The 25,901-nt window shown below is 55.9% G+C and carries 23 protein-coding genes and 2 pseudogenes; 16 read left to right on the top strand and 9 right to left on the bottom strand.

Going from position 1 to position 25,901, the window contains the following annotated elements; translation table 11 throughout:
- Nucleotides 1–74: 74 nt before the first annotated feature.
- Complete coding sequence (gene phbB, locus MKZ79_RS12050) at nt 75–818, bottom strand: acetoacetyl-CoA reductase (protein ID WP_033748825.1); 744 nt, start codon at nt 816–818, stop codon at nt 75–77.
- Between the two features lie 313 nt (nt 819–1,131).
- Here phbB and MKZ79_RS12045 point away from each other — a divergent pair, with 313 nt between their 5' ends.
- Entirely contained in the window at nt 1,132–2,238 is a 1,107-nt protein-coding gene (locus MKZ79_RS12045) for a lactonase family protein (protein ID WP_336142498.1), read from the top strand.
- Here MKZ79_RS12045 and MKZ79_RS12040 read toward each other — a convergent pair.
- The 7 genes from MKZ79_RS12040 to MKZ79_RS12010 form a co-directional block, all read right to left on the bottom strand.
- Nucleotides 2,225–3,160 (bottom strand): LysR family transcriptional regulator, encoded by a 936-nt coding sequence (locus MKZ79_RS12040; protein ID WP_336142495.1) that lies wholly within the window; start codon nt 3,158–3,160, stop codon nt 2,225–2,227. The genes MKZ79_RS12045 and MKZ79_RS12040 overlap by 14 nt on opposite strands.
- A 2-nt stretch (nt 3,161–3,162) precedes the next feature.
- Entirely contained in the window at nt 3,163–5,811 is a 2,649-nt protein-coding gene (locus MKZ79_RS12035) for an aconitate hydratase (RefSeq protein WP_336142493.1), read from the bottom strand.
- A gap of 125 nt (nt 5,812–5,936) precedes the next feature.
- Complete coding sequence (locus tag MKZ79_RS12030; protein WP_336142492.1) at nt 5,937–6,620, bottom strand: transporter substrate-binding domain-containing protein; 684 nt, start codon at nt 6,618–6,620, stop codon at nt 5,937–5,939.
- Complete coding sequence (locus MKZ79_RS12025; protein WP_336142490.1) at nt 6,604–7,989, bottom strand: MFS transporter; 1,386 nt, start codon at nt 7,987–7,989, stop codon at nt 6,604–6,606. Before MKZ79_RS12025 ends, MKZ79_RS12030 begins: the two co-directional genes overlap by 17 nt.
- Nucleotides 7,990–8,014: 25 nt before the next feature.
- Nucleotides 8,015–8,824 carry an amidohydrolase family protein gene (locus MKZ79_RS12020; protein ID WP_336142488.1) on the bottom strand — a complete coding sequence of 270 codons (810 nt, stop codon included), beginning with the start codon at nt 8,822–8,824 and terminating at the stop codon, nt 8,015–8,017.
- 100 nt (nt 8,825–8,924) lie between these two features.
- Entirely contained in the window at nt 8,925–9,578 is a 654-nt protein-coding gene (locus tag MKZ79_RS12015) for an arylsulfatase (RefSeq protein ID WP_336142486.1), read from the bottom strand.
- Nucleotides 9,579–9,630: 52 nt separating this feature from the next.
- Nucleotides 9,631–10,701 carry an isocitrate/isopropylmalate dehydrogenase family protein gene (locus MKZ79_RS12010; protein WP_336142485.1) on the bottom strand — a complete coding sequence of 357 codons (1,071 nt, stop codon included), beginning with the start codon at nt 10,699–10,701 and terminating at the stop codon, nt 9,631–9,633.
- A 322-nt stretch (nt 10,702–11,023) separates the two neighbouring features.
- Between MKZ79_RS12010 and otnK the strand changes: the two genes are divergently transcribed.
- The 6 genes and pseudogenes from otnK (at nt 11,024) to MKZ79_RS11980 (ending at nt 17,264) form a co-directional block, all read left to right on the top strand.
- On the top strand, nt 11,024–12,283 hold the full coding sequence (otnK, locus tag MKZ79_RS12005) for a 3-oxo-tetronate kinase (RefSeq protein ID WP_336142484.1): 1,260 nt from the start codon (nt 11,024–11,026) through the stop codon (nt 12,281–12,283).
- The gene (gene otnC, locus MKZ79_RS12000) at nt 12,276–12,914 is read left to right on the top strand and encodes a 3-oxo-tetronate 4-phosphate decarboxylase (protein ID WP_336142482.1); all 639 of its coding nucleotides are present in this window, start codon (nt 12,276–12,278) and stop codon (nt 12,912–12,914) included. Before otnK ends, otnC begins: the two co-directional genes overlap by 8 nt.
- 74 nt (nt 12,915–12,988) lie before the next feature.
- Nucleotides 12,989–14,290 carry an SLC13 family permease gene (locus MKZ79_RS11995; RefSeq protein ID WP_336142480.1) on the top strand — a complete coding sequence of 434 codons (1,302 nt, stop codon included), beginning with the start codon at nt 12,989–12,991 and terminating at the stop codon, nt 14,288–14,290.
- A 4-nt stretch (nt 14,291–14,294) separates the two neighbouring features.
- Nucleotides 14,295–15,029, top strand: a complete 735-nt coding sequence (locus MKZ79_RS11990) for a DeoR/GlpR family DNA-binding transcription regulator (protein ID WP_336142478.1) — start codon at nt 14,295–14,297, stop codon at nt 15,027–15,029.
- Between the two features lie 219 nt (nt 15,030–15,248).
- Nucleotides 15,249–15,452 (top strand): annotated as a pseudogene (locus MKZ79_RS11985) (tautomerase family protein); the annotation flags it as partial.
- 393 nt (nt 15,453–15,845) lie between these two features.
- The gene (locus MKZ79_RS11980; RefSeq protein WP_336142475.1) at nt 15,846–17,264 is read left to right on the top strand and encodes a 2-hydroxycarboxylate transporter family protein; all 1,419 of its coding nucleotides are present in this window, start codon (nt 15,846–15,848) and stop codon (nt 17,262–17,264) included.
- 44 nt (nt 17,265–17,308) lie between these two features.
- Here MKZ79_RS11980 and MKZ79_RS11975 read toward each other — a convergent pair whose 3' ends face one another.
- On the bottom strand, nt 17,309–18,178 hold the full coding sequence (locus tag MKZ79_RS11975; RefSeq protein ID WP_336142473.1) for a GntR family transcriptional regulator: 870 nt from the start codon (nt 18,176–18,178) through the stop codon (nt 17,309–17,311).
- Nucleotides 18,179–18,347: 169 nt separating this feature from the next.
- On the opposite strand from MKZ79_RS11975, the gene MKZ79_RS11970 reads away from it, so the two are divergent.
- The 9 genes and pseudogenes from MKZ79_RS11970 (at nt 18,348) to MKZ79_RS11930 (ending at nt 25,740) form a co-directional block, all read left to right on the top strand.
- On the top strand, nt 18,348–19,205 hold the full coding sequence (locus MKZ79_RS11970) for an amidohydrolase family protein (protein ID WP_336142471.1): 858 nt from the start codon (nt 18,348–18,350) through the stop codon (nt 19,203–19,205).
- A gap of 21 nt (nt 19,206–19,226) precedes the next feature.
- Entirely contained in the window at nt 19,227–20,597 is a 1,371-nt protein-coding gene (locus MKZ79_RS11965) for an NAD-dependent succinate-semialdehyde dehydrogenase (protein ID WP_336142469.1), read from the top strand.
- A gap of 8 nt (nt 20,598–20,605) precedes the next feature.
- Nucleotides 20,606–21,025 carry a cupin domain-containing protein gene (locus MKZ79_RS11960; RefSeq protein WP_336142468.1) on the top strand — a complete coding sequence of 140 codons (420 nt, stop codon included), beginning with the start codon at nt 20,606–20,608 and terminating at the stop codon, nt 21,023–21,025.
- A gap of 23 nt (nt 21,026–21,048) precedes the next feature.
- Nucleotides 21,049–22,122 (top strand): isocitrate/isopropylmalate dehydrogenase family protein, encoded by a 1,074-nt coding sequence (locus MKZ79_RS11955; RefSeq protein ID WP_336142465.1) that lies wholly within the window; start codon nt 21,049–21,051, stop codon nt 22,120–22,122.
- A 90-nt stretch (nt 22,123–22,212) separates the two neighbouring features.
- Nucleotides 22,213–22,404 (top strand): tautomerase family protein, encoded by a 192-nt coding sequence (locus MKZ79_RS11950; RefSeq protein ID WP_336142463.1) that lies wholly within the window; start codon nt 22,213–22,215, stop codon nt 22,402–22,404.
- Nucleotides 22,405–22,451: 47 nt separating this feature from the next.
- The gene (locus MKZ79_RS11945; protein WP_336142461.1) at nt 22,452–22,754 is read left to right on the top strand and encodes a putative quinol monooxygenase; all 303 of its coding nucleotides are present in this window, start codon (nt 22,452–22,454) and stop codon (nt 22,752–22,754) included.
- Between the two features lie 218 nt (nt 22,755–22,972).
- Nucleotides 22,973–23,278, top strand: a pseudogene (locus MKZ79_RS11940) (phosphoenolpyruvate carboxykinase (ATP)); the annotation flags it as partial.
- 33 nt (nt 23,279–23,311) lie between these two features.
- Complete coding sequence (locus MKZ79_RS11935; protein ID WP_336142458.1) at nt 23,312–24,298, top strand: amidohydrolase family protein; 987 nt, start codon at nt 23,312–23,314, stop codon at nt 24,296–24,298.
- A gap of 518 nt (nt 24,299–24,816) precedes the next feature.
- Nucleotides 24,817–25,740 (top strand): TIM barrel protein, encoded by a 924-nt coding sequence (locus MKZ79_RS11930; protein WP_336142456.1) that lies wholly within the window; start codon nt 24,817–24,819, stop codon nt 25,738–25,740.
- Nucleotides 25,741–25,901 lie beyond the last annotated feature (161 nt).

The raw sequence follows: 25,901 nt of genomic DNA, 5'->3' as shown, positions 1-25,901 counted from the left end.
AGAGCCTCCGGCACCCTTATAAATAAAGGCGCGAGTAAAGTTGTCATCGTTATATTTTTTACAGCGCGGGAAAATTAGCTCATATGCATACCGCCGTTGACGGAGAAATTCGCGCCGGTGGCGTAGCCCGATTCATCGGAGGCGAGCCAGGCGCAGATTGAGGCGATTTCCGACGGCGATCCCAGTCGACGCACCGGGATCTCCTGCACGATCTTGTCAATCACCTGCACCGGCGTGACGGTTTTCAGCTTGCTGGTGGCGAGATAGCCCGGCGACACGGTATTCACGGTGACGCCGCGCGCGGAGACTTCGCGCGCCAGCGCGCGGGTAAAACCGCGTACCGCATATTTTGCCGTGGAGTAGTTCACCTGGCCGACGGTGCCGATTTGCGCATTAAGCGAAGAGATATTAATAATACGTCCCCAGCCGCGCGACATCATGCCATCGATCACCTGGCGCGTGACGTTAAACAGCGAATTCATATTGGTATCAATAACCGCTTGCCACTCCTGCGGCTGCATATCACGGAATAACGCATTACGCGCGGTGCCGGCATTATTGATTAGCACGTCTACTTCGCCAATCTCACGCCGGATCTTTTCAAAGGTTTTAACGGTAGAGTCCCAGTCAGCGACATTACCTTCCGAGGCGATAAAGTCGAAGCCCAGTTTTTTATTATCATCCAGCCAGGCCTGTTTTCTTTTTGAATCAGGACCGCAACCGGCAATGACTTTAAAGCCGTCTTTTGCCAGCCGACGACAAATCGCCGTGCCGAGACTGCCCATTCCAGAGGTGACATACGCGATACGTTGGGTCATACCCTTACTCCCAGATGCATTTTTTTAACATTTGTTTACTTCGCATTAACAGTAAGCGGCGTGCCCGATTTTTCTGCAATCTGCCTGCGTCGAAAATGTGAACAGGATCGGCTAATTTATGCTTTTAAAGATATGTAAATGCAATGATGCAATATGGCCGATAAAAGTGCTTTTAGGGATTCCGCAGTTTTATCAGCGCTTAAAATCCGCTTAGTATCGCTTTTATTTAGTGATTTTAGTTAATGCCGTGAGGTTCATCACAAGATAAACAATGCATTTGTATTAATATAAATGCATTGATCTGGAGGGTTGCATGACATTTGCCTATGTGGGTTGCCGAACGTCCGCCTGGCGCGGCGCGCGTGGAAAAGGAATCGAAGTCTATCAGGTGCTGCCAGATGGCGAGTGGCGGCTTATTCAGTGCGTAGAATCGGTGCAGGAGAACCCCTCATGGCTGACGCTGGATCCGCTTCGCGATCGTCTTTACGCGCTGCACGGCGACGGGGATGTTGTTGCGGTCTGGAAGCGCAATCAGGAGAGCGGCCTGCTAAGCCTGCTAACACAACAGACCACTGGTCCGCGTCATGCACATCCCGATCTCGATCCGCAGCGACGCAATAACCCGGTCGGCGCGGCGTTGACGCCTGATGGCCAGTATCTGCTGATCGCCAACCATGAAGCGGGCAATATTGCGGCGCTCGCTATTGATCAACAAGGATTGCAGCCGCCCCACTCGCTGGCACGCCTTCCCGGCCACTCTGCCATGCAGGAGGCGCCGGAAAGTCTGTCCCGACCCCATGAAATTGTCTTTGCGCCCGGCAGCGATCTGTTCGCCGTGCCGATACAGGGACGCGCGGCGGGCAACGGCATCGATATGATCCGGCTTTATCGCTGGCATCAGGGTGAAGCGCGGCTGCTGGATGAAATCAGGCTCGCGCCCGGCAGCTGGCCGCGCCACGTCGACTTTCATCCCAGCGGAAAATGGCTTTACGGCCTGAGCGAGCTGAGCAGCACGCTGACGGTACTGGAGGTTGATGCTCAGCGCGGCGCGCTGAGGCTAAAACAGACGCTGAGCGCGCTGCCGGAGGGCTATCTGACACGCAGCGACGCCAGCGAGATTGAGGTGCATCCCAGCGGCCGTTTTGTCTACGCGGCGAATCGCGGTCATGACAGCATCGGCGTGTTTGCGGTGGATGTGCAGGCGGGTACGCTCAGCGTGATTAACTGGGTGGACTGTGGCGGCAAAACGCCCCGCTTTACCACGCTTTCCCCGGACGGGCGCCGCTTCTTTAGCGCCAATGAGGAGTCCGACACCATTGAGGTGTTTGACGTCGATGAGCAAACCGGCCTGCTGCGCAGGCGTGGACAGACGATAGTCACGGCCAGCCCAACCTGTCTCTGCTTCGCTAGCGCAACGTAACAACGCTGCCTGCCCCTTCCTCCTCCTGACCACGTTTGTTGGCGGCGGTCAGGCTTTCAATCAGGGTTTTTACCGAGGGCGACGCCAGCGCATGCGCCTTGACGCCCAGCAGCAGCTCCCGCTTCGCCCAGGGCTCCGCCAGCGGAATGGCTCGCACGTCGCGGTGTAGCGAGGCGGGCGCGATCTCATTCACCGGCAGGATGGCGATACCAAGCTGCTGGCTCACCAGCTCCGCCATCGAGACGAAGCTGCTTACGCGCAGCCCAATACTGAGCGTTCTGCCCAGCCTGCGCGCCTCGCGTTCCAGAATATGGCTGACGGCGCTGTCGCGATGCGGTCCGATGATCCGTTCCTCCAACAGATCGGCCAGCCGCAGCGACGGGCGCGCCGCCAGCGCATGGCCGTGCCATACCAGTACGGAGAGCTGATCCTGCTGCCACGGCCAGACGTCGATGCCGGACGCGGGCGTCCAGCTGGAGAAGATGCCGACGTCGGCGTTGCCCTCCAGCAGCCCCTGCACTACGCCGACGCCGGTCTGCTCTTCAATATCGATATCGGTTTGCGGATAGTGCGTCAGAAACTGGCTGATGGCGCGCGGCAGACAGTGCATCAGCGCCGCGGAAATCGTGAAGATGCGGATATGGCCGCGGATCCCTGCGGCGTAATCGCTCAGCTCCTCTTCCATCTGCTCCAGATTGCGGAATATCTGACGCGCGTGATAGAGCAGCGAATGGCCTGCTGGCGTCAGCTCGATGCCGCGCGGCAGGCGCAGCATTAGCTGCGTGCCCACCTGCTGCTCCAGTTCGGCGATGCGCTTACTTACCGCCGAAACCGCAGTATGCTTGCGCCGTGCTGCGTGGGTCAGGTTTTGCGTTTCCGCCACGGCGACAAAGAGAGATAACGAGACCAGATCGTAACGCATAGTCAGCCTTTCAGGGTTTGCTGAATAACAAAGGGCAAGATGCCGCCATGCAGCAGATAGCCAAGCTCCTGCTGCGAGTCGATCACCGCCGTCAGCGCGAACTCGCCGAGTAGCCTGCTATCTCGACTGATGCGCAGCTGCAGCGGCGTTGTGCCGGGCTGTAAATGTTCCAGCCCGACGAAATCCAGCGTTTCGCTGCCGTCCATCTCCGGGAGACGCGCCGCCTCGCCCGCGCAGAAGTGCAGCGGCAGGATCCCCATGCCAATCAGATTGGTGCGATGGATGCGCTCAAAGCTCTCCGCCACTACCGCCTTAACGCCCATCAACGCCTGCGCTTTCGCCGCCCAGTCGCGGCTGGAGCCAGCGCCGTAGCGTTCGCCGGCGAACACCACCAGCGGCACGCCGGGCGCCAGCCAGCTCTGCGCCGCTTCATAAGCAGGCAAGATCTGCTGATGGTCGGCATCCCAGGCGAACCCGCCGCCGCCGCGTTTTTCCGGCGGCAGCAGCCGGTTCGCCAGCGCCTTGTTGGTGAAGGCGCCGCGCACCATCACCTCATGATTGCTGCGTCGCGTCGAGTAGAGATTGAGATCCTGCGGATCCTCATGGTGTTCCAGCAGCCATTTTCCCGCCAGGCTGGTGGGCGGAATAGCGCCCGCCGGCGAGATATGGTCGGTGGTAACGTCGTCGCCGAACCACAAAAAGGGGCGCGCGTCGTGCAGCGAGAGCGGCGCAGCGGGATCGCGCGGCAGACGCTGCAGATAACCAGGACGACGCAGATAGGTCGAACTCGCTTCCCACGGATAGTGCATGCTGCCCGGCGCGGCGATCTGCTGCCAGTGCGGTGTGCCCTGCCAGATAATCTCGCGACGTTTAACGTAAAATTCCCGCTTCATGGCGCGCTCGACCCACTCTTCCACCTCTTCGCGCGTCGGCATTAAGTCTCGCATGCGGATCGGCTGCTGCTGCGCGTCGTAGCCCAGCGCGTCGTGAACCATATCATGGGAAATATGGCCCGCCAGCGCCCAGGCGATCACCAGCGCCGGAGAGGTGAGATAGCCGTGCCCGAGGCTGGGATTGACGCGACGGGGAAAGTTACGGTTGCCCGACAGCACGCAGACCGCCTGCAACCCCTCGTTCACCAGCGACTCCATAGCAGGCTGCAGCGCGCCGGAGCTACCGATGCAGGTCATGCAGCCATAGCCGGTAACGTCGAAGCCTGTCTTCTCCAGCTCGCTCAGCAACCCGCAGGCGCTGAGATAGTCGGTGACGCCGCGCGAACCTGGTGAAAATGAGGTCTTTACCCACGGTTTGGGCTTCAGGCCATGCCGCGCGGCGTTGCGCGCGAACAGCGCCGCCTGGATCACCAGCCAGGGATTGGCGGTGGTGGTGCAGCTGGTAATGGCGGCGATAGCGATAGCGCCCTGCTCAATCGCCTGCGGATAAGCGGCGTGCTGCCAGCGGCCGTTACGCGCTTCAGCCGTCAGGCTGTCGTAAAAGCTTTCGGCGGCGCGGCCCAGCGGGATCTGCTGATGCGGATTCATCGGCCCTGCCATACAGGGTTCGATGCTGCCGAGATCCAGCGCGATCAGCTGAGTAAATTCAGGCGTCGGCGTCTCCGGCGAACGCCACAGATGCTGCTCTCGCATATAAGCGTGGATAATCGCCTGCTTCTCTTCACTGCGTCCGGTCATCTGCACATAGTCGGCGCTGCGATCGTCCCACGGGAAAAACACCACCGTGGCTCCATACTCCGGTGCCATATTAGCGATGGTGGCGCGCGACTCCAGCGGCAGCAGATGTAACGACGGGCCGGTAAATTCGACGAACTTGCCGACCACGCCCTTTTCGCGCAGGAGGCGCGTAATATGCAGCGCCAGATCGCTGTCGCTGACGTCAGCGGCCAGCGTGCCCGACAGCGAAATACCGATAACCTCCGGAAAGCGCAGCGTGACCGGTTCGCCTACCAGCGTCGCCTGGCCTTCCAGTCCGCCGACGCCCCAACCCAGAATACCCAGCGCGTTGATCATCGGCGTATGGCTGTCCGTCGCCACCATGCAGTCGGCGTGCAGCAGCGGTACGCTTTCCCGCTCGTCCACCGTAACCACTTCGGCAATCGCCTCCAGGTTCATCAGGTGAATAATGCCGGTGCCCGGCGGAATGACGCGGAAGTTGTCCAGGCTCTGCTCGGCCCAGCGAATAAAGCGATAGCGCTCGGCGTTGCGGCGAAAGTCGAATTGCAGGTTCTGCTCCAGCGCGTCGGCGGAGGCGTAGCGTTCGACAATAACCGAGTGATCGATGGTCAGCACCGCCGGAATATGCGGATTGATGCGCTGTGGATCCCCGCCGAGTTCGGCAGTGAGATCGCGCATCGCGGCAAAGTCCGCCAGGGCAGGCAGGCAGGTGGTGTCGTGAAACATCAGGCGGTCGGGATAAAACGCGACTTCTCCAGCCCGCTCTTCACCCTGTAGCATACGCAGGAAATGGGGCAGCGCCTGCGGCGAGCGCAGCGCGACGTTCTCCAGCAGAATACGCAGGCTGAACGGCAGGCGCTGTAGCTGGTCGAGCGGCAGCAGACGGGTCAGATCGAGAAACTGAAAGGGGCGGCCATCAATGACCAGCGTTGAGCGTTCCAGAGATAAGGGCGATGTCATACAAACCTTCTGCTATCACAGCATTGTTATGTTCTCAGATGGATAACGTGCCACGTCAGGAAAGGATTGAAAATTGAACCTTAAATAAGAAAGCGTTCTCATAACGAGAACGCTCTGCGAGCGGTTCAGGCGTCAGCCAGATAGCGGTTAATGATGGATTGCAGGCTGCCATCCTGCTGCCACTGGGTCAGCAGTTCAACAAGTTTTTCATAGCGCGCTGGCTGCTGGCGAGGCACGCAAATCGCCTGGTTGATGGCGCCAAAGTTGTCCGGCAAAACACGGTAGCCCGCTTGTTCGCGGGCGGCGCGTTCCAGCGGCTGGCGAATGCCGGCCGCCATATCCCCTTCTCCTCTCAGAAACGCGTCTATCGCCTCCTGTGAGGAAGCCAGACGATTCAGCTTCGCGTGCTGCAGCTGGCGCGTCAGATGCAGATCGTAGGCGGCGCCCTTGCCGACATTAATCACCACGCCCGGCTGATCCATCTGGTCAACGCTCTGCCAGTTGCTCTCCGCTTTCACCAGCACGGTGCCCTGAATTTGAATATAGGGCTGCGTGAAACGCAGCACCTCTTCACGTTTGGGATCGACGGCGAGAAACGCGATATCCCAGCGGCTATTTTGCGCGTCGTCCACCACTTTTCCTGCAGTAAGGTAAGTGACGAACTGCGGCTGACTGCCGAGCGCGGCCGCTATTTTACGGGCAATCTCGACGGTAATGCCGCCTGGCGCGCCGTCTGGCAAGGTGTTGGCCAGAACGGCGTTGCCGAGATTAATAGCGAAACGGATTTCTGAATCAGCGGTGACTGACATGCGGTTCCTCCGGGAAGCGGTCGTTTGGCTCCTGCTGGCTGGTCTCGAAGTTTAACCGCTGGATTTTACCGGCAACGAAGAGATAGCAGCAAAGGTTCAGGAAGGCGCAGATGCCCACGAAAATCAGTGCGCCGTTAAAGGAGCCTGTATCCTTAATAATGTAGGCGATGATAATGGGCGTGAAGATCCCGGAGATATTGCCAATCATATTAAACAGGCCGCCGCTCAGACCTACCGCTTCTTTTGGCGAGAAGTCAGAGACTACGCACCAGCCCATAGCGCCGAACCCCTTGCCGAAGAAGGCGAGCGACATGATCGCCACCACAACCCAGGCGGAGTCGACGTAGTTGCAGATCACCATGCTGACGGCCAGCAGCATGCCGATGACGATCGGCGTTTTACGCGCCGCCGACAGGCTAAAGCCGCGTTGTAGCATAAAGTCGGAGAGCACGCCGCCCAGCAGCGCGCCCGCACAGCCGCACAGCGCCGGAAGCGAGGCGACAAAGCCCGCTTTCAGAATGGTCATGCCGCGATCGTGTACCAGGTAAACCGGGAACCAGGTCAGGAAGAAGTAGGAGAGCACGGTGAAAAAGAACTGCCCCATATAAACACCCAGCGCAAGGCGGCTGGTTAGCAGCTTTTTGGTGTAGCCTCTGCCGCTGACGTCTCCTTTTTTCGCGGTTTTAAGGTTGGTCAGGCCGCCGCCGGACTGAATGTATTCCAGCTCGGCATTGTTAACCAGCGGATGGACTTTCGGCGTATCGGCCAGCACGCGGCTCATCAGCAGCGATATCAGGATGCCGATGCCGCCCATAAACCAGAACACCGATTCCCAGCCGAAGGTCCAGGAGAACCAGCCCATCAGCGGCAGGAAGACCACCAGCGCGAAATATTGCGCGGCAGTGGTAAAGCCAGAAGCCTTACCGCGTTCACGCGCCGGGAACCAGGCGGCGAGAAAGCGCGAGTTGGCTGGCAGCGTTGGGGCCTCGATCAGTCCCATCATAAAGATAAAACCGAACATCAGGACGCGCGTCACCCAGACGTTGTCAAACGCGGTGCTGAACCCCACCAGAAAAACAAAGAACGACCAGACGAAGACACCGGTCACCAGCACTTTTTTCGAGCCAAAGCGATCCAGCAGCCAGCCGCCGGGATATTGTCCCAGCACGTAAGCCCAGGTGAAGGTAGAGATAAGATAGCCCAGCGCGACAATATCCAGGCCGGCGGCTTTCACCATATCCGTTCCGGCGATAGAGAAAGTGGCGCGATCGCCGTGATTCAACGCAATACTGAGGAACACCATCAGCAAAATCATATAACGATAGTGCGTCGGCTTATTTTTTCGTGGTGCAGAGTGTAAGGTATCCATTATGTCGGCCTTTTTTGCCATTCGATTAATTAAATCGGTAAAGTTCAGCCGGATTTGCCACAAATAACTTGTGCCGAACCTGTTCATTACTTGCCCAGTGAAAGACTTTCGAAAGAATTAACGCATCGTCTGGCATTTTTTTATTTGCGCTTATCAGGCTAGGGTGCGGCCAGTCGCTTCCCCATAACACGCGTTCTGTCGCTTCATGCAAAAAACTTTTTATAACGGCGGACATGTCTGACACATCCTCACGCTGTGACTGATGGTAAAGTCCGGAAAGCTTGACCCAGCAGCGCCCCCGGTTGATCAATTCCCACGCCAGCCGCCAGACCGGATGCGCCATCGGTTCAGGCTGCGGCAGGCGGAAAACATGGTCGATAACCAGATTGCCCGGCATCTGCAGTAGAAGTGGGCGCAGCGACCAGAGCTGGTCGGCTGAGGCATGGATTTGCAAATGCCAGCCGCGTGCCGACAGCCGGTGCGCCAGCGGCAACATCATCTCCGGTGTGGTGGCGCTGCCAGCGCCGAAGTTGAAACGGACGCCGGTGACGCCCGCCTGACCAAGCGCGTCCAGCTCCGCGTCGCTGACCCGATCCGTCACCACCGCTTCGCCGCGCGCGCAGTCGCCCGCCTGCGCCAGCGCCGCCAGCAGACAACGATTGTCGGTGCCGTAGGAAGAGGGCTGCACCAGAACATGCCGCTGAAAACCCATCCACCTTTTAAAGCGCGAATAATCGTCAAGCGTCGCGTTCGGTAAATTGCGCGTATCGTCCGGCGCGCAGGGAAAACGATCGTCATAAATATGGTGATGACAGTCGCAGCTGTTTTCTGGCAACAGAGTTTCTGGCGGAGAGGAAATAGCGCTGTATTTCACCTCCTCCTTAATAGAGTGGCTGTTCACGGTTGGCCTTTATTATTGACGGTTGGAAAAGAAATCAGGCCATCAGGCGTTTTAATTTTGCTACGGCGGACTGCGCGCTGCTTAATACCGGACAGGCAGCGGCCGCTTTTATCTCCTCGAAAGCGACTTCCATTGAAAAATGGGCCAGAACAATGGCGTCGACGTGCGGGTTCTGGCGCGCGGCCTCGACCACCAGCCGGTTATGATGTTCAACATCGCCCGCGCTTAGCGCGGCGCGCGCGCCGGCTACCACCTGCGTTCTCAGCGTCGCCGTCGAGCCCTGTGCGGCGGCGAGCTGGTGAAATTCTGCCTCCATGCTCGACACGGCAGGCGCGAACGTTGCAAGCATCAGAATGTCATTGCCCTTCGCCAGCGCCGCTTCAAACATCGCTTCATTGGGCTTCAGCACCGGCAGCGCGTGTCGCCGCGCGCTGGCGTCGATCGCCTCGCCCAGCGCCGAGCAGGTAAAGAGGATCGCTACGGCACGCATCGACAGCGCATATTCCACAAGTGCGTCGATACGTCGGTAAAACTCAGGCGTCAGCGCCGCAACTTTGCCGCGATCGCCGCTCAGCGCGTCATCCAGCAGGTTGGCGATCTCCGCCTCGGGCCATTGCCGTGCGAAAGTATCGTTGACCGGCGCTACCGCCAGCGGCGTGGCGTGGATAAGCACAATGCGTTGGCTCATGATGTTCTCCCTAGAAAAGGCCGCCGCCAGTGCAGCAGCCTGACGTCAGCCGTTACGCGCGGATGGCCGCAGCCACGCGCTCCGCGAACGCTTTGGTGCCGCAGTTGCCGCCCAGATCCGGCGTACGCGTTTCGGGATTTTCCAGCACTTCGTCGATGGCGCGATTAATCTCCTGCGCCGCTTTCAGGAAGGTCGGCTGGTTATGCTTTTCCGCATACCATGCCAGCATCATCGCCGCCGACAGGATCATCGACACCGGGTTGGCCTTGTCCAGATTCTGGATATCCGGCGCAGAGCCGTGCTGCGCCTGCGCGCAGCAGTGGGTATCGCTGGCCATAATGGAGCCTGCCAGACCCAGGCTGCCTGACAGCTCGCTCGCCAGGTCACTGATGATGTCGCCGTAGAAGTTGGTGGCGACCAGCACGTCGAAACGCTCGGGGTTACGCACCAGGTGCGCGGTAGAGGCGTCGACCAGCAGATCGTCCAGCTCGACTTCCGGGAACTCTTTGGCAACGTCGCGCACCGCTTCCAGGAAGAGGCCGTCGGTCATATGGAAGCTGTTGGCTTTATGGATCGCGGTGACTTTTTTACGGCGCTGCATCGCCAGCTCAAACGCCTTGCGCGCAATGCGCTCAGAGCAGTGGCGAGTAATTTTACGCGTTGAAAGCGCCATATCCGGGCTCGGCATCACTTCTCCCCAGCCGCGCGTCATGTTGCGATCGGGATAGAAGCCTTCGGTCGCCTCGCGCATGATCACCAGATCCATGGTCTTGCCCTCTTTCATATTCGAGGTCAGGAATGGACGAGTACGCGCCGGACGTACGTTGGCGTAGAGGTCAAGGCCGATACGAAAACCGGCGGAGACGTTGCGTCCGCCCTTTTCCGGCGCCGGATAGTCGGCGTGTGACTGGGTGCCGAGAATAATGCCGTCGTAGGTTTTCGCTTTTTCCAGCGACTCCTGACGCAGCGTGGTGCCGTGCAGCTCCAGGCTTTTAAAGCCGACATCTTCATAGTCAAACTCAAAACCCAGTCCATAGGCTTTGTCCAGTGAGTTCAGCACGGTTACCGCAGCTGAGGTGATTTCAGGGCCGATGCCGTCACAAGGCAGAACCAGAATACGCATATACACTCCAATAGTGGGTCAGTTTTGATTGCATTTTTATACCAATAAATGCATTAGACACAAGGTGATGAAGATCACATTTATCACACAAAAAAATCACATTCTTACAAGGCTGTTGAATTTCAGTCAGTTAGCGACGCAGAGCCTTCAGCAGCTTACTGCTTTTTTTTCTCCTTTCCGTACGCCGTTTACTGCAATCAGTAGCCATCCGCCTTCGGGATTAAATTTGTGATCTTAACCACAAATTAACATTGATGTACTTTGCATTTATAAATATATAAAAGCAGTATTAGCGCATTCATTGAGCACGAAGGGAAAAAGTATGATCAGGTTAGGCGTTATCGCCGATGACTTTACCGGCGCCACGGATATAGCCAGCTTTATGGTGAACGCTGGCTGGAAAGTGGTGATGTTTAACGGCGTGCCAGAGGAGGCATTCGCCTCTGAAGGCGTGGACGCGATCGTCATCGCGCTCAAGAGCCGTTCAATTGCGGTAGAGGATGCGGTAAGCCAGTCGCTGACCGCATCCAACTGGCTTAAGGCGCAAGGTTGCCAGCGTCAACTGTTTAAATACTGTTCGACGTTTGACTCCACGGCGCAGGGCAATATTGGGCCAGTCACGGATGCGTTGATGAAAAACCTTCACGCTGAGATGACGCTGGTGTGCCCGGCGGTACCGGATAACGGTCGCACCATCGTGCACGGCCATTTGTTCGTTAAAGGCGAGCTACTCAACGAAAGCGGCATGCAGCACCATCCGGTAACGCCGATGAAAGCGTCGTCGCTGAAAAAGCTGATGGAGGCGCAGTCAACCGGCCTGTGCGGCAACATCATCCTTGATACGGTAAAAAACCATCCGGATCAGATTCAGGCTCAGCTGGCAGCGCTGCAGAGGAGTCAGGCTCGCTATGTGATTTTCGACGTGCTCGATAACGCCGATCTGCTGACCGTAGCGCGCGCCACCGCCGCGTTTCCGCTGGTGACGGGTGCCGCCGGGCTGGGCTACGCCATCGCGGCGGTCGATACGCAGCAGGCGCGTGGTGCTGGCAGCGACATGACTATTGAGGCGGCGGGCTACAGCGTGGTGCTGTCGGGCAGCTGTTCTTCGATGACGCGTCAGCAGGTCGACTTCTACCAGCAGCGCGCCGCTTCGCTGGCGCTGGACGTCGAAAAAATCCTTCACGATGCGGCCTATTTGCCCGTCGTAGCGGAGTGGGTACGCCAGCACGCTGAGGACGCCCTCGCCCCGATGGTCTATGCCACGCAGCCGCCGCACATCATCGCGCTAATCCAGGAAAAGTACGGCGCCGCGCGGGTGAGCGAAAAGATTGAAGCGTTCTTCGCCGCGCTGGCGCAGACGCTTAGCCAGCAGGGCTTTAACAAATTTATTGTGGCGGGCGGCGAAACCTCCGGCGCCGTCACGCAGGGACTGCATATTCGCGGCATGCTGATCGGCGACGCCGTCGCACCTGGCGTGCCCTGGACGCAGGTTCTTGATGAACGGAAATGGGTGATCCTCAAATCCGGCAACTTTGGCAACAGCGATTTCTTCCTGAAAGCACAGGAGCCTTTCCATGAGTGAATCTCAACTGCGCCAGGATCTGGTGCGCTACGCCCGCTCAATGTATCAACGCGGCTACAGCAGCGGTGGCGCGGGCAATATCAGCCTGAAACTGCCTGACGGCAACGTACTGGCGACACCGACCAACTCCAGCTTCGGCGATCTGGACCCCGACACGCTGAGCAAAGTGACGATGACAGGCGAGCTGCTGGCGGGAGAGAAGGCGTCGAAAGAGATCCTGATGCATCTCGCGATCTACCGTCAGCGTCCACAGTGTGGCGGAATCGTGCATTTGCATTCGCCGTGGCTGACCGCCCTCTCCTGCCTGCCCGATCTGAATAATGAGAATGCGCTGCCGCCGATTACGCCTTACTACGTGATGCGCGTCGGCAAACTGCCAGTGGTGCGCTACCTTCGTCCTGGATCGCCGGTGATTGCCGAAGAGGTCGAAAAGCTCGCCGTCGAGCATAATGCGATGCTGCTGGCGAATCACGGCCCAATTATTTCCGGTAAAAATATTCGCGAAGCGGTATTCAACGCCGAGGAGTTAGAGGAGACCGCCCGGCTCTATTTTATGCTTAAACCCTTTGGCATGAATACGCTGACGCCGGAAAATGTCGCCGAGTTAGACGCCCTTTTTAATATGAAATAACGTTAACGCGCCCAGGTTATTTATAGCCTGGGCTTTCTGTACCTGTAAAAAATAAAAACAGAGTTAATTCGACCATGTCATTGATGCTGATTACCGGGATCGTCATGTTTATCGTGCTGACCTGGTGTTTACTGAAAAATAGTTTTCCGCCAGGCATTCTGTTTATTATCCTGCCTACCCTCGCCGCGCTGGTGTGCGGATTCGGCTTCCGGGAGCTGGGCGACTATGTCGCGCTGGGGCTGAAGTCAGTGGTCGGCACCGCCACGCTGGTGGCCTTCAGCGCCATGTTTTTTACGCTGATGAAAGAGGCGGGCGTATTTGACGTGATCGTGCGTTTTATCCTGCGCTTCGTCACCCCGTCGACCTTTTCCGTGCTGCTGGCGACGCTGGTTATCGCCTCCGTCTGTAGCCTTGACGGCAACGCCTACGCCACCCTGCTGGTGACCGTGCCCGCGCTGCTGCCCATCTACGAGAAGATGAATATCAGCCGAAAAACGCTGCTGCTACTGGTGACGGTTGGCGTCGGTGTCACCGGCATTACGCCCTGGGGCGGATCCCTCAATCGCGCCATCGCGGTGACTCATCTCGATATTCTTGCCGTTTATTATCAGCTGCTGCCGCTGCAAGGGGTGCTGTTTGTGCTGGGCGTCCTGCTCTGCGCCTGGATGGCGCGCGTTGAGAACCGCAAGGGGTCGGGCATTACGCCCGAAGCCTTCTATCAAATGCGCCAGGAGATGCTCAACCCGCAGACGAATCCGCGTCCCTGGCTGCTGAAACTCAATTTTGCGCTGGTGATCGCCACCATCGTGACGCTGGTGGCGGGCTGGGTGGCAGGCAATTATCTGTTTATGATCGCCTTTGCATTGGCAGTCATGATTAATTATCCCGACGCCAAAAAAGCGCAGCAAAAAATCAAAGAGTACGCGATCACCATATTTCCGGTTATCGTCATTTTTCTCACTATCGGCGTCTTTGTCGGCATACTGCAGAATACCGGCATTATTAAAGTGCTGGTCAGTGAGCTGGCGGCGATATTTCCTGACAGCCTCGGCCCGTATCTCTATCTTATTCTGGCGGCCTTTAGCGTGCCGGTGGTGATTTTAATCGGCTCCGACGCATTCTATTTTGCCCTGCTGCCGCTGGCGGTAGGACTGGGACAGAGTTTCAACGTCTCGCCGCTGCATGTCACCATTGCCATGCTGATCACTGAACAGATTGGTTTGCTGCTGAGCCCGGTTATCCCGGCGACCCATCTCGGCCTGAGTCTGCTCAATTTGCGTGTGGATGAGCATATTCGTCACTCCATGATCAAGGTCTGGATCCTGAGCGTTAGCGCGCTGCTGGCGGCGATGCTGCTTGGCATCGTACCGGTGTAACGCCATGATCCCGGCAGAACGACATCAACATATTCTCGATGCGCTGACCGACGAATCCTGCCTTAGCTTTGCGGCGTTGGCGGATCGGCTGCGCGTCTCGGTGATGACCATTCGTCGGGACGTCGCCGAGCTTTCCGCCTCCGGCGCGCTGATCGCCGTGCGCGGCGGGGTCAAATCACTCGCTTCCGGCGCACGCAGCCGCGATGGCGTGACGGAGAGCCGTTCGCTGCTGCACGTGGCGCTGAGCTATCTTAAAGAGAGTCGCGTTATTTTCCTCGATAGCGGCGCGCTGTGTCGCCAGCTGGCGCAGCAGATCCCCTGGACGACGGCGATGACGGCGGTGACCAACGACTTTCTGATCGCCAGGGATATCCTGCGTGACACACCCGCGCAGCTTTTTTTCATAGGCGGCGAACTTAGTCGCAGCGACCATAGCGGCTATAAGTCGCTGGAGTCGCTCGGCTCACTGAGCTTCGAGTTGCTTTATCTGTCGCCGATGAGCTGGAGCGAGCGCGGCGTCTGGCATCATGATGAGCATCGTCAGCGCTGGTATCGCGCGCTGGCCGCAGCGTCGCGCCGCACGGTACTACTGGCGGACAGCTGCCGCTATGATCAAAGCGGCCTGTTCCACCTTTACAGCCTCAACATCGCGGACGTGGTCATCACCAATTTTCCCGCTGCGGAAAGAGTGCTTCAGGGGTACGTCGATCCGCTGAAGCTGCATCCGCTGCGGGACTGACTCAGGCTTACACGACGGGGAGAGAACGCACGACGCATAGCGCATCCGGTGCCTGGCTGACATGAGCGCGACGGCGGCGCGCACACCATCGGTTCAGAAATGCTTCCGCCACCGAGACGATGAAAATTATACGGATTTAGGGTTCGCCGGACGCCATCCGCACGCTGGTATAAATCGGCGAAACGCGACCGATTACGGCGGAGCGCATTATCAAAGAAAGAGGAAAAGAGAATGCCTGAGATTGTGGTGTATGCGGTAGAAGGCCGTTCTGCCGAGCAGAAGAAAACCCTGATGGTGAAGATTACCGAGGCCGTGGTAGAGAGTTTCGGCGTAGAGCGCGATCGCGTGGTGGTATCGATCGTCGAAACCAAAGCCAGCGACAAAGCGCGCGGCGGCGTGCTCTATAGCGAGCGTGGGAAATAGCGATAAGCGCGGCCCCGGCGCAATGAAAATGAGGCTGTGTATAGCCTTATTTTTTTGCTTTGGCATTTTTGCTTATGCATCGCCGTAACAGCATGCAAAGAGGACGCCACCGCACCCGATAAAAAGCCAGACTCTTTCTGGCCGAATTCACTGCCCGCCAGCGGCTTAGTCTGATGCCATTTGCGCAGACAGTCGTGCCGAATCAACCTGCCTGCTTCATGCTTCTTACTCATTAATCCTGCCAAATAGATGCAATCAGGCCGCTGAACATGATGTGTGGGGCCGATCACATCTAAAGAAAATAGATGTTAACCTCAATGGTATTTTGTTGATCTAAAGAACCGCAAAAAGCTAGATTGATGTTGCTCATGTTAAAAGTAAGTAAATAAATCCTTGGGTAATTCCCTACCTCTTACTCATCCGGACGTGACACCAGGTCTGGAATCAACGCAGAGAAAGACGATGGTCAACATCACTGAAACCAAAGATAAAGCCGCAGAAAAAGAGAGAGAGAACCAGCCGGCCTGGGTCAAAACCTGGTGGAAACTTATGGACTTCGATATTGGTATCATTCCATTACCGGTCTACATCGTCATGGTTATTCTGATGATCGGCTTTACGGCTATCAACGGCATCACCAAAGAACTGGCAATGGTTATTGCTATTGCGGCTACCTTTGCCTTTACCCTGGGTGAGATTGGTAACCGACTGCCTTTATTAAGAAATATTGGCGGCGGTGCGGTGCTGGTGACCTTTGTCCCCTCTCTTTTAGGTTATCTGGGCTGGATCCCGCAGCCAATGACCGACAGCGTAGGCGAATTCTTTAAAACCAGTAAAATTCTCAACCTGTTCATTGCCGCTGTCATTGTTGGTTCGATCCTGAGTATGGATCGCTCATTGCTGATTAAAGGCTTTCTGAAAATCTTTGCTCCGCTTGCCGCAGGCACAGTCTGTGCAGGCATTGTCGGGACCGGTGTTGGCGTGCTGATGGGGATCGACCTACACCAAACATTTTTCTATATCGTGGTGCCCATTATGGCTGGTGGTGTCGGTGAAGGTGCGATCCCGCTGACAATTGGCTATTCGCAAATTCTGGGGCAGGATCAGGGGGAAATGCTGGCGAAAGTGATGCCTGCCATCATGGTCGGCAACCTGACGGCGGTGATTCTTGCCGGCCTGCTGGCGAACCTGGGTAATCGGCTGCCCCATCTGAGCGGTAACGGTGTCCTGCAGCCAGGCGCTGAAGATCTGTTGGGCAAACAGCCAAAAGCAGAGAAAGGCTGTGATATTCGTGCCGTTGCAGCCGCTGCCATCGTGGCAGTCATGCTCTATTTGGTCGGCGTGTTGATGCATGACCTGCTGAAGTGGCCCGCGCCTGTCGTAATGCTGTTCCTGGCAGTGTTGCTGATGCTGTGCCATCTGATTTCGCCGCGTATTCAGGCGGGCTCAGCGGTGGTTTACAAGTTTGCGCTGACGGCAATGGCCTTCCCGATTTTATTCACCTTCAGCCTGGTTCTTACGCCGTGGGAAAGTCTGATTGCGGGCTTCGCGCCGGCAAACCTGATAACCATCGTGGCAACGGTGCTGGCAATGGTAACAGGCGGCTTCTTTACTGCTCGCTTCGTCAATCTCTATCCTGTTGAAGCAGCAATCGTTACCAGTACCCATAGCGGAATGGGCGGCGCGGGCGATATCGCTATTTTGACCGCGAGTAACCGCATGCGTCTTATGCCGTTCGCGCAGATTGCTACGCGTATCGGCGGAGGCATCACCGTGGCGGTCGCCCTGATCATGATGCATCTGATGTATTGAACATGCTGCCTCTGTCAAAAAAGCCCGGACCTTGTCCGGGCTTTTTATTTTGCCTGCTTCTCGCGAGAAGCATCTGAAAGGTGTATACGCATGTAGTCGGAAGCCGCCTCTCTGTCATTTTCAAGTAGCAATCCGATCAAGACTAAATGCTCTTTACAGCGGCGCAGGGCCTGATCGCGGTCCACCGCTTTCGTATACTCCATCAGGCGACGCACGCGGTTTAAACGCCGTAATGAGTCAAGGATAAACATGTTGCCTGAACAGGTAGCAATGGCCTCATGCAGTCGGGTATTAGCATCAAATATTTGGGCTGGCGTCACGGAAAAAATGGCACCGTTGCATAGCCACTCCTGCTCTTCCTGACACTGAAGAATGCTGGCCCTGTCGAGTCTGAAGGTGGGTTCAAGAATCCCTGCTGGTTCAATGATCTTCCTGAAACGATAGCTTTCGTTATAAGCCCCACCGGATGACATCGACTCTGCAAATATCCAGCCATGACCGGGCAGCCGTTCTATCCAGCCTTCATGATGAATGCGCAGCAGAATATCGCTGAGCAGGCTACGAGTAATGCCGTAGCGGCGCATCATTTCATTCTCAGTGACTTTCTCTGGCAGTTCACCGTTCAGCCTGTCGTTAGCAATTTTGAAATAGATTTCATCCGCACTGCTTTTCACCGGCTCGGTAAAAGGCGAACAGGAAAGCGCACCTTCCGCCACCACATAGCCCCCTTCCGGATGGCGGCTAATCAACTCTTTATCAGCCATTTTGGCCAGTGCAGTACGTACTGGTGAACGGGAAACACGTAAGTGCTCAGCCAGGGCACGCTCAGGGAGGCGCGCCCCGACAACAAGCGAGTGATTATTGATGTACTGAATGATGCTTTGTACTAACTGCGCTGACAGCGTTTGGGGCATAGCGACTCACCCTGTAAAAAACTAAAACCTGATTTTAACCCGAGAGAGTTAAACCCGTAAATTTGTGGCCAGGACGCAAATGTGACTCTGATAACAAAAAAATACCACAACAATTGCTTCACACTAACTTTATGGTATTTTGACAAAACAAGATACCAAAGAGGTGACTATGTCTGGGGCATTTTTATCGGAAAATATCTTCGGGGCGTGCGACAGCCACGTTCATCTTTTTATGCCTGATATCTTTTCCTATTCCAGCGACCGTCGCTACACGCCAGCCTCTGCAACACTGATTGACTTAGCGGCCCATAACGAAATGTTGGGCGTGACGCACAACGTGCTGATTCAGCCCAGTTGCTATGGCACAGATAACCGCGCGCTCTGTCATGGCCTGACGGTTTTAGGATCTGACCGCGCACGTGGCGTGGTCGTTATCGATGTTGACCATGTCACTGATGAAGAGCTGCGCGCTTTGCATCTGAAAGGCGTCCGCGGAATCCGTCTAAACCTTTCTGTTTCGGGCGCAGGCGATATCGCCCGCCTTCGCGCTGAAATGGACAGCGCAGCAAAACGCATCGGCCCGCTGGGCTGGCATATGCAAATTTTCGCCAGTTCAACACAGCTGGCGCTGTTGCTGCCGGTTATTCGCGACAGCAAAATAACGGTTGTACTGGATCATTTTGCAGGCGGCGCTGCGTTGGCTGACCAGATAGCAGAGCTGCTCCAGTGCCCCAACATCTGGGTAAAACTCTCTGCACCGAGCCGGGTATCCAGCGCCGTGGATCATGCCGATCTGGCCAGCGTGGTTAAACGTTTTATAAGCATTGCGCCCGAACGTCTAATTTGGGCATCCGACTGGCCTCATACCGGTGGTCATGGTCGCCGCAGCGGCACGATTGAAGAAATTGAACCTTTTGCTGCCGTTGATGACCGGCAGGATCTCCACCGCCTTGCCTGCTGGATCGATAACGACGACCTGTTTCGCCGCATTCTGACTACCAACGCATACGCGCTTTACGATTTCTGAAACTGAAAAAAAGGCCGAATCATGATTGTTACTGTTAATCCCGCTACTGGTCGCCCGATTGCTGAGTATCCACTGCACTCATCTGCGGACGTTGAGAAACGTATCGCAGGTGCATACGACGCGCAGAAATCCTGGGGTAAGAAGCCGGTTGCTGAGCGCGTGACGCTGCTGAACAGCGTGGCTGAGGTGCTGCGTTGTAACAAAGCTCGTTATGCGGCAACCATCACCAAAGAGATGGGCAAGCCTGTTGCCGAAGCCGAAGCCGAAATTGAGAAGTGCGCAGTGACCTGCGAGTTTTATGCAGAAAACGCGGGAAAATTTTTGGACGACACGCAGGTGCCGAGCAATGCTACTGACAGCCGCATCGTTTACGATCCGTTGGGTGTTGTACTGGCCATCATGCCGTGGAACTATCCGTTCTGGCAGTTCATTCGTTTCGCCGCGCCTGCACTCGCTGCCGGTAACGGTGCCTTGCTTAAACATGCTAACAATGTGGCCGCCTGCGCTATTCAGCTTGAGGAGCTGTTCCGCGAAGCCGGGACGCCGGAAGGCCTGGTATCGACGCTGCTGATAAACTCGTCCGACGTGGCGGGCGTGCTGGCAGATGAGCGTGTGGCAGCCGTTACGCTGACAGGTTCAACGGAAGTGGGCAAAATTGTCGCTTCCCAGGCGGCCAGCCTGATGAAAAAACAGGTTCTTGAGCTGGGCGGTTCCGATCCCTTCCTGGTTCTGGCCGATGCCGATGTCGAACTGGCCGCAAAAATGGCGGTAAAAGCGCGCTTTTCTAACACCGGGCAGAGCTGCATCTCATCCAAGCGCTTCATCGTGGACGCAACCGTGGCAGATAAGTTCGTTGAACTGTTTGTCGCAGGCGTCAAACAGCTGAAAACCGGCAGTCCAATCGATCGAAATAACACTATTGGCCCGATGGCGCGTGAAAATCTGCGCGATGCACTGCACACACAGGTTGAGCGCAGCGTTCAGGAAGGGGCAACGCTGGTTACCGGCGGTCGCGCTGTCGATAGCGAAGGCTATTACTACCTGCCAACGGTGCTGGATAACGTTACGACGCAGATGACTGCCGCTATCGAGGAAACCTTTGGCCCGGTAGCCGCCATTATTCGCGTGCAGTCTGAGGAAGAAGCGATTGCCGTGGCCAACAACACCGAGTTTGGTCTGGGTGCGGCTGTCTGGACCAACGACGTCGAAAATGGCTACCGCGTCGCCCGCCGCATCGAAGCCGGCGCCGTATTTGTTAACGGGCTTGTCGCTTCCGATCCACGCCTGCCGTTTGGCGGAATCAAGCAGTCTGGCTATGGTCGTGAGTTGGGCGAGCTGGGCATCCGCGAGTTTACCAACGTCAAAACAGTGTGGATCGGCCCCGCTAAGTAAAGAGGATGATGAGCATGATTAAAACAGCATCGAATTCATATCTGCTGCATCCGGCAGATATAAAAAAACATGACCGTGGCGGCGGCGCCAGCACAACACCTCTGGTGACGGCAGGGATGGGCGCCAGCGCTTTTATTACCGGTTATACCGAATTTGCGGGTGGCGCGAAAATTCCGTTCCATTTCCATAACTGTGAAGAGAGCGTGCTGCTGGTTGAGGGCAACGCAATTTTTGACATCGACGGGCAGGAGTTTGCGATCCAGCCTCAGGATGTCACCTTCATCCCGGCAGGCGTTCCGCATCGCTTTCGCAACGCCTCGGAAACGGAGCCGATGAAGATTATGTGGGTGTATGGTTCACCCGATGCTAATCGCACGCTGGTTGAAACGGGCGAGACGCGGCCCATTGCGGCAGAGCATAAAAGCTAATCAGATTAACGTAAGGAAAAGTCATGAAATTTCTCGTTCTGCCGGGTGACGGTATCGGTCCTGAAATCATTGAATCAGCCGTCGCGGTGCTGAAAGAAGTCGACCAGAAGCACGGTTTAGGCATTGAGTATGACTATCAGGATATCGGCTTCGCCAGCCTGGAAAAATATGGCACCACGCTGCGTCCTGACCTGCTGGAAAGCGCGCGCGCCTATGAAGGCATTTTGCTGGGCACCATTTCTCACGCCGATTACCCCAGGCCAGATAAAGGCGGCATCAACGTTTCTGGCGCATTCCGCGTAGGCCTGGATCTTTACGCTAACGTGCGTCCGGCACGCACCCGCCCTTATATCACCAGTAACCTGCGTGAAGGCAAAACCATGGACCTGGTCATCATGCGTGAAGCGACGGAAGGCTTTTATCCCGATCGCAACATGGCCCGTGGCTGGGGTGAAGTGATGCCGAGCCCGGACATGGCGCTTTCTACGCGTAAAATTACCCGACACTGTTCTGAGCGTATCGCCCGCCGTGCATTCGAACTGGCAGCCAAACGCCGCAAAAAAGTCACCGCTATTCATAAAGCCAACAGTTTCCATATGACCGACGGGCTATTCCTCGAGGCAGTACGCACCGTAGCTAAAGACTTTCCGGACGTGCAGCTGGACGACCTGCTGGTCGATGCATCAACTGCGCATCTGGTACGTAACCCCGAGCGTTTCGACGTACTGGTCGCCACCAATTTCTACGGTGACATCCTCTCTGATCTGGCAAGTGAACTGTCGGGCAGCCTGGGCCTGGCCGGTTCGGTCATGGCAGGCGATCATCAGTGCTGTGCTCAGGCGCAACACGGTTCAGCACCTGACATCCAGAACCAGGATAAAGCGAACCCGACCTCCATGATCCTGTCGGTAGCCATGCTGCTGGAGTGGATTGGCGAGAAGAAAGCGATGCCTTTGTGGACAGAAGCAGGCGCAACCATTCACAACGCGATTGAAAAAGTGCTGGCTGAGCCAGCGCACCGCACCGTTGATTTGGGCGGTAGCACAGGCACCAGGGCTTACACCACGGCGGTTATCGAGCAGATCCGTAGCCGGTAGCCGGTAGCCGGTAGCCGGTAGCCGAAAGTCAGAATGTGGGCCGTGGACCAGGGACGTCCACCTGATTAACGCAAAAGGTGAGAGACAAACATGCCAGAGATTGTGGTGTATGCGGTAGAAGGCCGTTCTGCTGAGCAGAAGAAAAAGCTGATGGTGAAAATCACCGAAGCGGTCGTTGAAAGTTTTGGGGTTGATAAAGATCGTGTCGTCGTGTCCATCGTTGAAACCAAAGCGACAGATAAGACGCGTGGCGGTGTGCTTTACAGCGAACGCAACAAGTAAAGCCGAGAAGCGGGCGCTGCTGCCCGCTTTTTTATAAGGAACAAAGAATGATCCATGTCATTGCGATAATTACCGCCAGACCCGGCATGCGGGATGAAATTATTGCCCGAGTTCAGGAAAATATTCCAGCGGTTGTCGCTGAGGAAGGCTGCATCGAATATCGTCCTGTGGTTGATTTCTCAGCGGAAGCCGCAGCCGGCTTCGGTCCCGACACGCTAATTATTATTGAAAAGTGGCGCGATGAAACCTGTCTGAAGGATCACGCAGCTGCAGCACACATGAAAAATTACGCTGAAAAAGTGAAGGATTTCATTCAGGAACGAACTATCCGCATTTTGAAAGACATCTGACCTAACCTGCTCGTTAATTAAAACGCAAACTATTGGCTTCACCGCCAACGGCTTGCTCATGCTCACTGAACGCTCACCACAATTTCCGGAGCCTGCAGATGACCACGCATTCTCGTTTAAGCCAGCAGTTAGCGGCTTATGGTATTACCTCCTCCGCTGACATTATTTACAACCCTGATTACGCCACTCTGTTTACTGAAGAGACGCGCGCCGATTTGACCGGCTGGAATGGTCAGGGCAAGCGTATTTCGATTAAAGATACTCGCGCCATCATCAACGCGATTCTGCGCGGTGAAGCGGATAGCGCAGTGACCTTTACGTTACCCGTTTTTAACCTTGCCGTACCGCATGGACTCAATGCCCTTTCACCCGAAATCCTTGACCCAAGAGCATCCTGGGAGAGCGAACAGCACTGGCGGGATAAAGCCCTGTTCCTTGCTAACAAGTTTGTCACCAATTTTGAGAAGTTTACCGATACCGCAGAGGGCCAGGCCCTCTCAACGGTGGGGCCGTTAAATAAATAAAAATCTTACCCCGTACCTGTGAAGGAGATGCACATGATTTCACGTCGTTCTCTGTTAAAAACCCTGCCGCTGGTCGGCGTAGCTGCAGGCGTCAATGCAAAACTGAGCTGGGCTGCGGCCATTTCATCTGACAATTTTGCCACTAAGCTTAAGTTTATTCCGCCATCAGGCAGCTGCGACTGCCATGTGCATGTGTTTGATCCTGAACATTTCCCCTTCACGGAAGAAAGGGTTTATACACCCGACCATGCTCCCATCAGCGATCTGGAGCGTCATCTTAAAGAGCTGCACATAGATCGTGTGGTGCTGATCCAACCGAGTCCGTATGGCACGGATAACCGTTGCATGCTGAATGCAGTTAAAGTCCTCGGTCAGAAAAAGGCGCGTGGCGTGGCCGTGGTTGATGATGATATTTCATCTGAGGACCTGAAGAAGCTGCACGAACAGGGTGTGCGCGGCTTGCGTCTGAATATGGAAGCGCGCGCTGGCGGTAAACTCAGCGCCGAAGAGAGCGGCAGCTATTTGAAGAAAATGGCGGATAAGATCGGCGCCCTGGGCTGGCACCTGCAGATTTATACCACTCTGCATGAAATCGCCGCGCTGAGCGCCACAATCACTACGCTGCCCGTTCCGGTCGTCATTGACCACCTCGGCAAGCTGAAAGCAGAAGAAGGGGTGCAGCAACAGGGTTTCAGCGAGCTGCTCACCCTGCTTGATTCTGGCAACGTCTACGTCAAACTTTCAGCCCTCTATCGGGTGACGAAAGATACGACCTGGCAGAACGTTAGCCCGTTTATCGACGCGCTGGTTTCCCGCAAACCTGACCGCCTCCTCTGGGCCTCTGACTGGCCGCATACCATGCCAGCCCCGGGTAAAAAACGCACCAGAGAAGGCATTGAGTATTTTTACCCGGTTGATGACATTTCCATTCTTAATGCGTTCGGTTTATGGCTGCCTTCTGAAAAGGTTCGACAGGCGATTTTTGTGGATAACCCTTCCCGGCTTTACTGGGCTAAATAACTTTTTGCAGGGCGGTTTTATTGTTCCACTGTGATAGTGTCGTCGGCATCATTAATGCCGGCGCCTGAAAGAGTCCCTCAATTGTGACTACCGCAAGCTTAATCAGCCACCTTATTTATTTCCGGTAAGACCAGAAGAAAATCAGCAAGGCTTGTGAATCACTGGTAAGGAACACTCACCGCTGCATCCGCATAAAACGCATTCGCCAGCACGGAAAAAGAAACAGAAATGCCAAATCTGTGACCTGGTAAGCTTTTCTCACCTTAGATGCTCAAGTTTGCTCCCTCATTTATAGACATTTCTCTGTGCCTGCAGATAATGAAAAGGAATGAATATTTCAACGTCGGGTAAAAAATGAAAGAAAAGTTCATATTACCTCTGTTACTTCAACAGGAAACGAGAGCCGTCTGCGAACGTTTGATTTTAACCTTGCCTGCAATTTCAGTTTTTCTTCTGCCTGCTTCCCCAGCGGAGCGTGCCAATGCTCCCCGTAACGTTCAACCTGATGAGAAAGCCTGATGACGATAATGATTGCTAATGCTCCCTGCAGCTGGGGCGTGGATGACCCTAAAAATCCCTGGCTACCTTCCTGGCAAAAAGTTCTGCAGGAAGCGGCGATGGCAGGATACAGAAGTATTGAACTTGGGCCATGGGGCTATTTGCCGATACAGGCCGATGAGCTGACAGCCGCGCTGAATCAGCATCAGCTCTCGCTGGTTGCCGGCACCCTTTTTGACGATCTGGTTAGCGAAGCGAACTTTCCGGCTATGGTGGAGCTGACGCATAATATTTGCCGCAACCTCAAAGCGGCGCCCGTGGCGGAAAAACTGCATGGCGACAATCATCCTGCCCCCTATTTAGTCATTATCGATTTTGGCCATCCGGAACGTGCTGCCCTGGCAGGACAGCCGGCAAAGGCGCCTCGACTCTCTTCCGCTGACTGGCAAACCATGATGAAACACATCATTACGCTCAGTGAGATTGCCTGGAAAGAATATGGGGTGCGCCCGGTGATCCATCCTCATGCCGGTGGATGCATCGAATATGAGGATGAGCTGGCGCAGCTGGTTCAGGCTATTCCTCATTCGGTAGCCGGCCTCTGCCTGGATACGGGCCATCTCTTTTACTCCGGCATGGATCCCATCACCGCGCTCGATAAATACTGGGATCGTATTGATTATCTTCATTTTAAAGATATCAACATCTCGGTCTGGCAGAAGGCGATTGCCGAAGAAGTGGACTTTTTCTCCGCCTGCGCCCGCGGCGTCATGTGCCCGCTTGGCAGCGGCTCAATTAACTATCCGCAAATACACCGCTTTTTGTGCCAGCGTCACTATCAGGGCTGGATCACCATTGAGCAGGAAAGAGATCCGCGTAATGTGGAAACCAGTCTGCACGACGTCACCGCGAGCCTGAACTATCTGCAATCGGTTGGCTTCTGAGGAGAACAATATGATCAACGGCATCAAACCGCTCGGGTACTCGTTACGCTGAGCCAGCATCGGCAGCGGTGGAACCAGCCAGAGAAGCGGTTTCCACCGTTCCGCAGCATGACGTGACGCTCCCCGCGCTTATGGCCAGCGGCCGATCATATTGCCGTTTT

Origin of the sequence: Erwinia sp. CGal63, from assembly GCF_037026505.1 — a bacterium.
In the GTDB taxonomy this organism is placed as follows: Bacteria; Pseudomonadota; Gammaproteobacteria; order Enterobacterales; family Enterobacteriaceae; genus Erwinia.
Note: the sequence above shows the minus strand (reverse complement) of the source record. Positions and strands in the feature narration are given on the sequence as shown.

Bases quoted from the DNA above. Each gene is read 5' to 3' on its own strand.
- MKZ79_RS11970 (WP_336142471.1), top strand. From the start codon at position 18,348: ATGTCTGGGGCATTTTTATCGGAAAATATCTTCGGGGCGTGCGACAGC.
- MKZ79_RS11960 (WP_336142468.1), top strand. From the start codon at position 20,606: ATGAGCATGATTAAAACAGCATCGAATTCATATCTGCTGCATCCGGCA.
- MKZ79_RS11945 (WP_336142461.1), top strand. From the start codon at position 22,452: ATGATCCATGTCATTGCGATAATTACCGCCAGACCCGGCATGCGGGAT.
- MKZ79_RS12035 (WP_336142493.1), bottom strand. From the start codon at position 5,811: ATGACATCGCCCTTATCTCTGGAACGCTCAACGCTGGTCATTGATGGC.
- MKZ79_RS11930 (WP_336142456.1), top strand. From the start codon at position 24,817: ATGACGATAATGATTGCTAATGCTCCCTGCAGCTGGGGCGTGGATGAC.
- MKZ79_RS12045 (WP_336142498.1), top strand. From the start codon at position 1,132: ATGACATTTGCCTATGTGGGTTGCCGAACGTCCGCCTGGCGCGGCGCG.
- MKZ79_RS12030 (WP_336142492.1), bottom strand. From the start codon at position 6,620: ATGTCAGTCACCGCTGATTCAGAAATCCGTTTCGCTATTAATCTCGGC.
- MKZ79_RS12015 (WP_336142486.1), bottom strand. From the start codon at position 9,578: ATGAGCCAACGCATTGTGCTTATCCACGCCACGCCGCTGGCGGTAGCG.
- otnK (WP_336142484.1), top strand. From the start codon at position 11,024: ATGATCAGGTTAGGCGTTATCGCCGATGACTTTACCGGCGCCACGGAT.
- MKZ79_RS11975 (WP_336142473.1), bottom strand. From the start codon at position 18,178: ATGCCCCAAACGCTGTCAGCGCAGTTAGTACAAAGCATCATTCAGTAC.
- MKZ79_RS11965 (WP_336142469.1), top strand. From the start codon at position 19,227: ATGATTGTTACTGTTAATCCCGCTACTGGTCGCCCGATTGCTGAGTAT.
- MKZ79_RS11990 (WP_336142478.1), top strand. From the start codon at position 14,295: ATGATCCCGGCAGAACGACATCAACATATTCTCGATGCGCTGACCGAC.
- MKZ79_RS12025 (WP_336142490.1), bottom strand. From the start codon at position 7,989: ATGGATACCTTACACTCTGCACCACGAAAAAATAAGCCGACGCACTAT.
- MKZ79_RS11995 (WP_336142480.1), top strand. From the start codon at position 12,989: ATGTCATTGATGCTGATTACCGGGATCGTCATGTTTATCGTGCTGACC.
- MKZ79_RS12040 (WP_336142495.1), bottom strand. From the start codon at position 3,160: ATGCGTTACGATCTGGTCTCGTTATCTCTCTTTGTCGCCGTGGCGGAA.
- MKZ79_RS11950 (WP_336142463.1), top strand. From the start codon at position 22,213: ATGCCAGAGATTGTGGTGTATGCGGTAGAAGGCCGTTCTGCTGAGCAG.
- MKZ79_RS12010 (WP_336142485.1), bottom strand. From the start codon at position 10,701: ATGCGTATTCTGGTTCTGCCTTGTGACGGCATCGGCCCTGAAATCACC.
- phbB (WP_033748825.1), bottom strand. From the start codon at position 818: ATGACCCAACGTATCGCGTATGTCACCTCTGGAATGGGCAGTCTCGGC.
- MKZ79_RS11935 (WP_336142458.1), top strand. From the start codon at position 23,312: ATGATTTCACGTCGTTCTCTGTTAAAAACCCTGCCGCTGGTCGGCGTA.
- MKZ79_RS11955 (WP_336142465.1), top strand. From the start codon at position 21,049: ATGAAATTTCTCGTTCTGCCGGGTGACGGTATCGGTCCTGAAATCATT.
- otnC (WP_336142482.1), top strand. From the start codon at position 12,276: ATGAGTGAATCTCAACTGCGCCAGGATCTGGTGCGCTACGCCCGCTCA.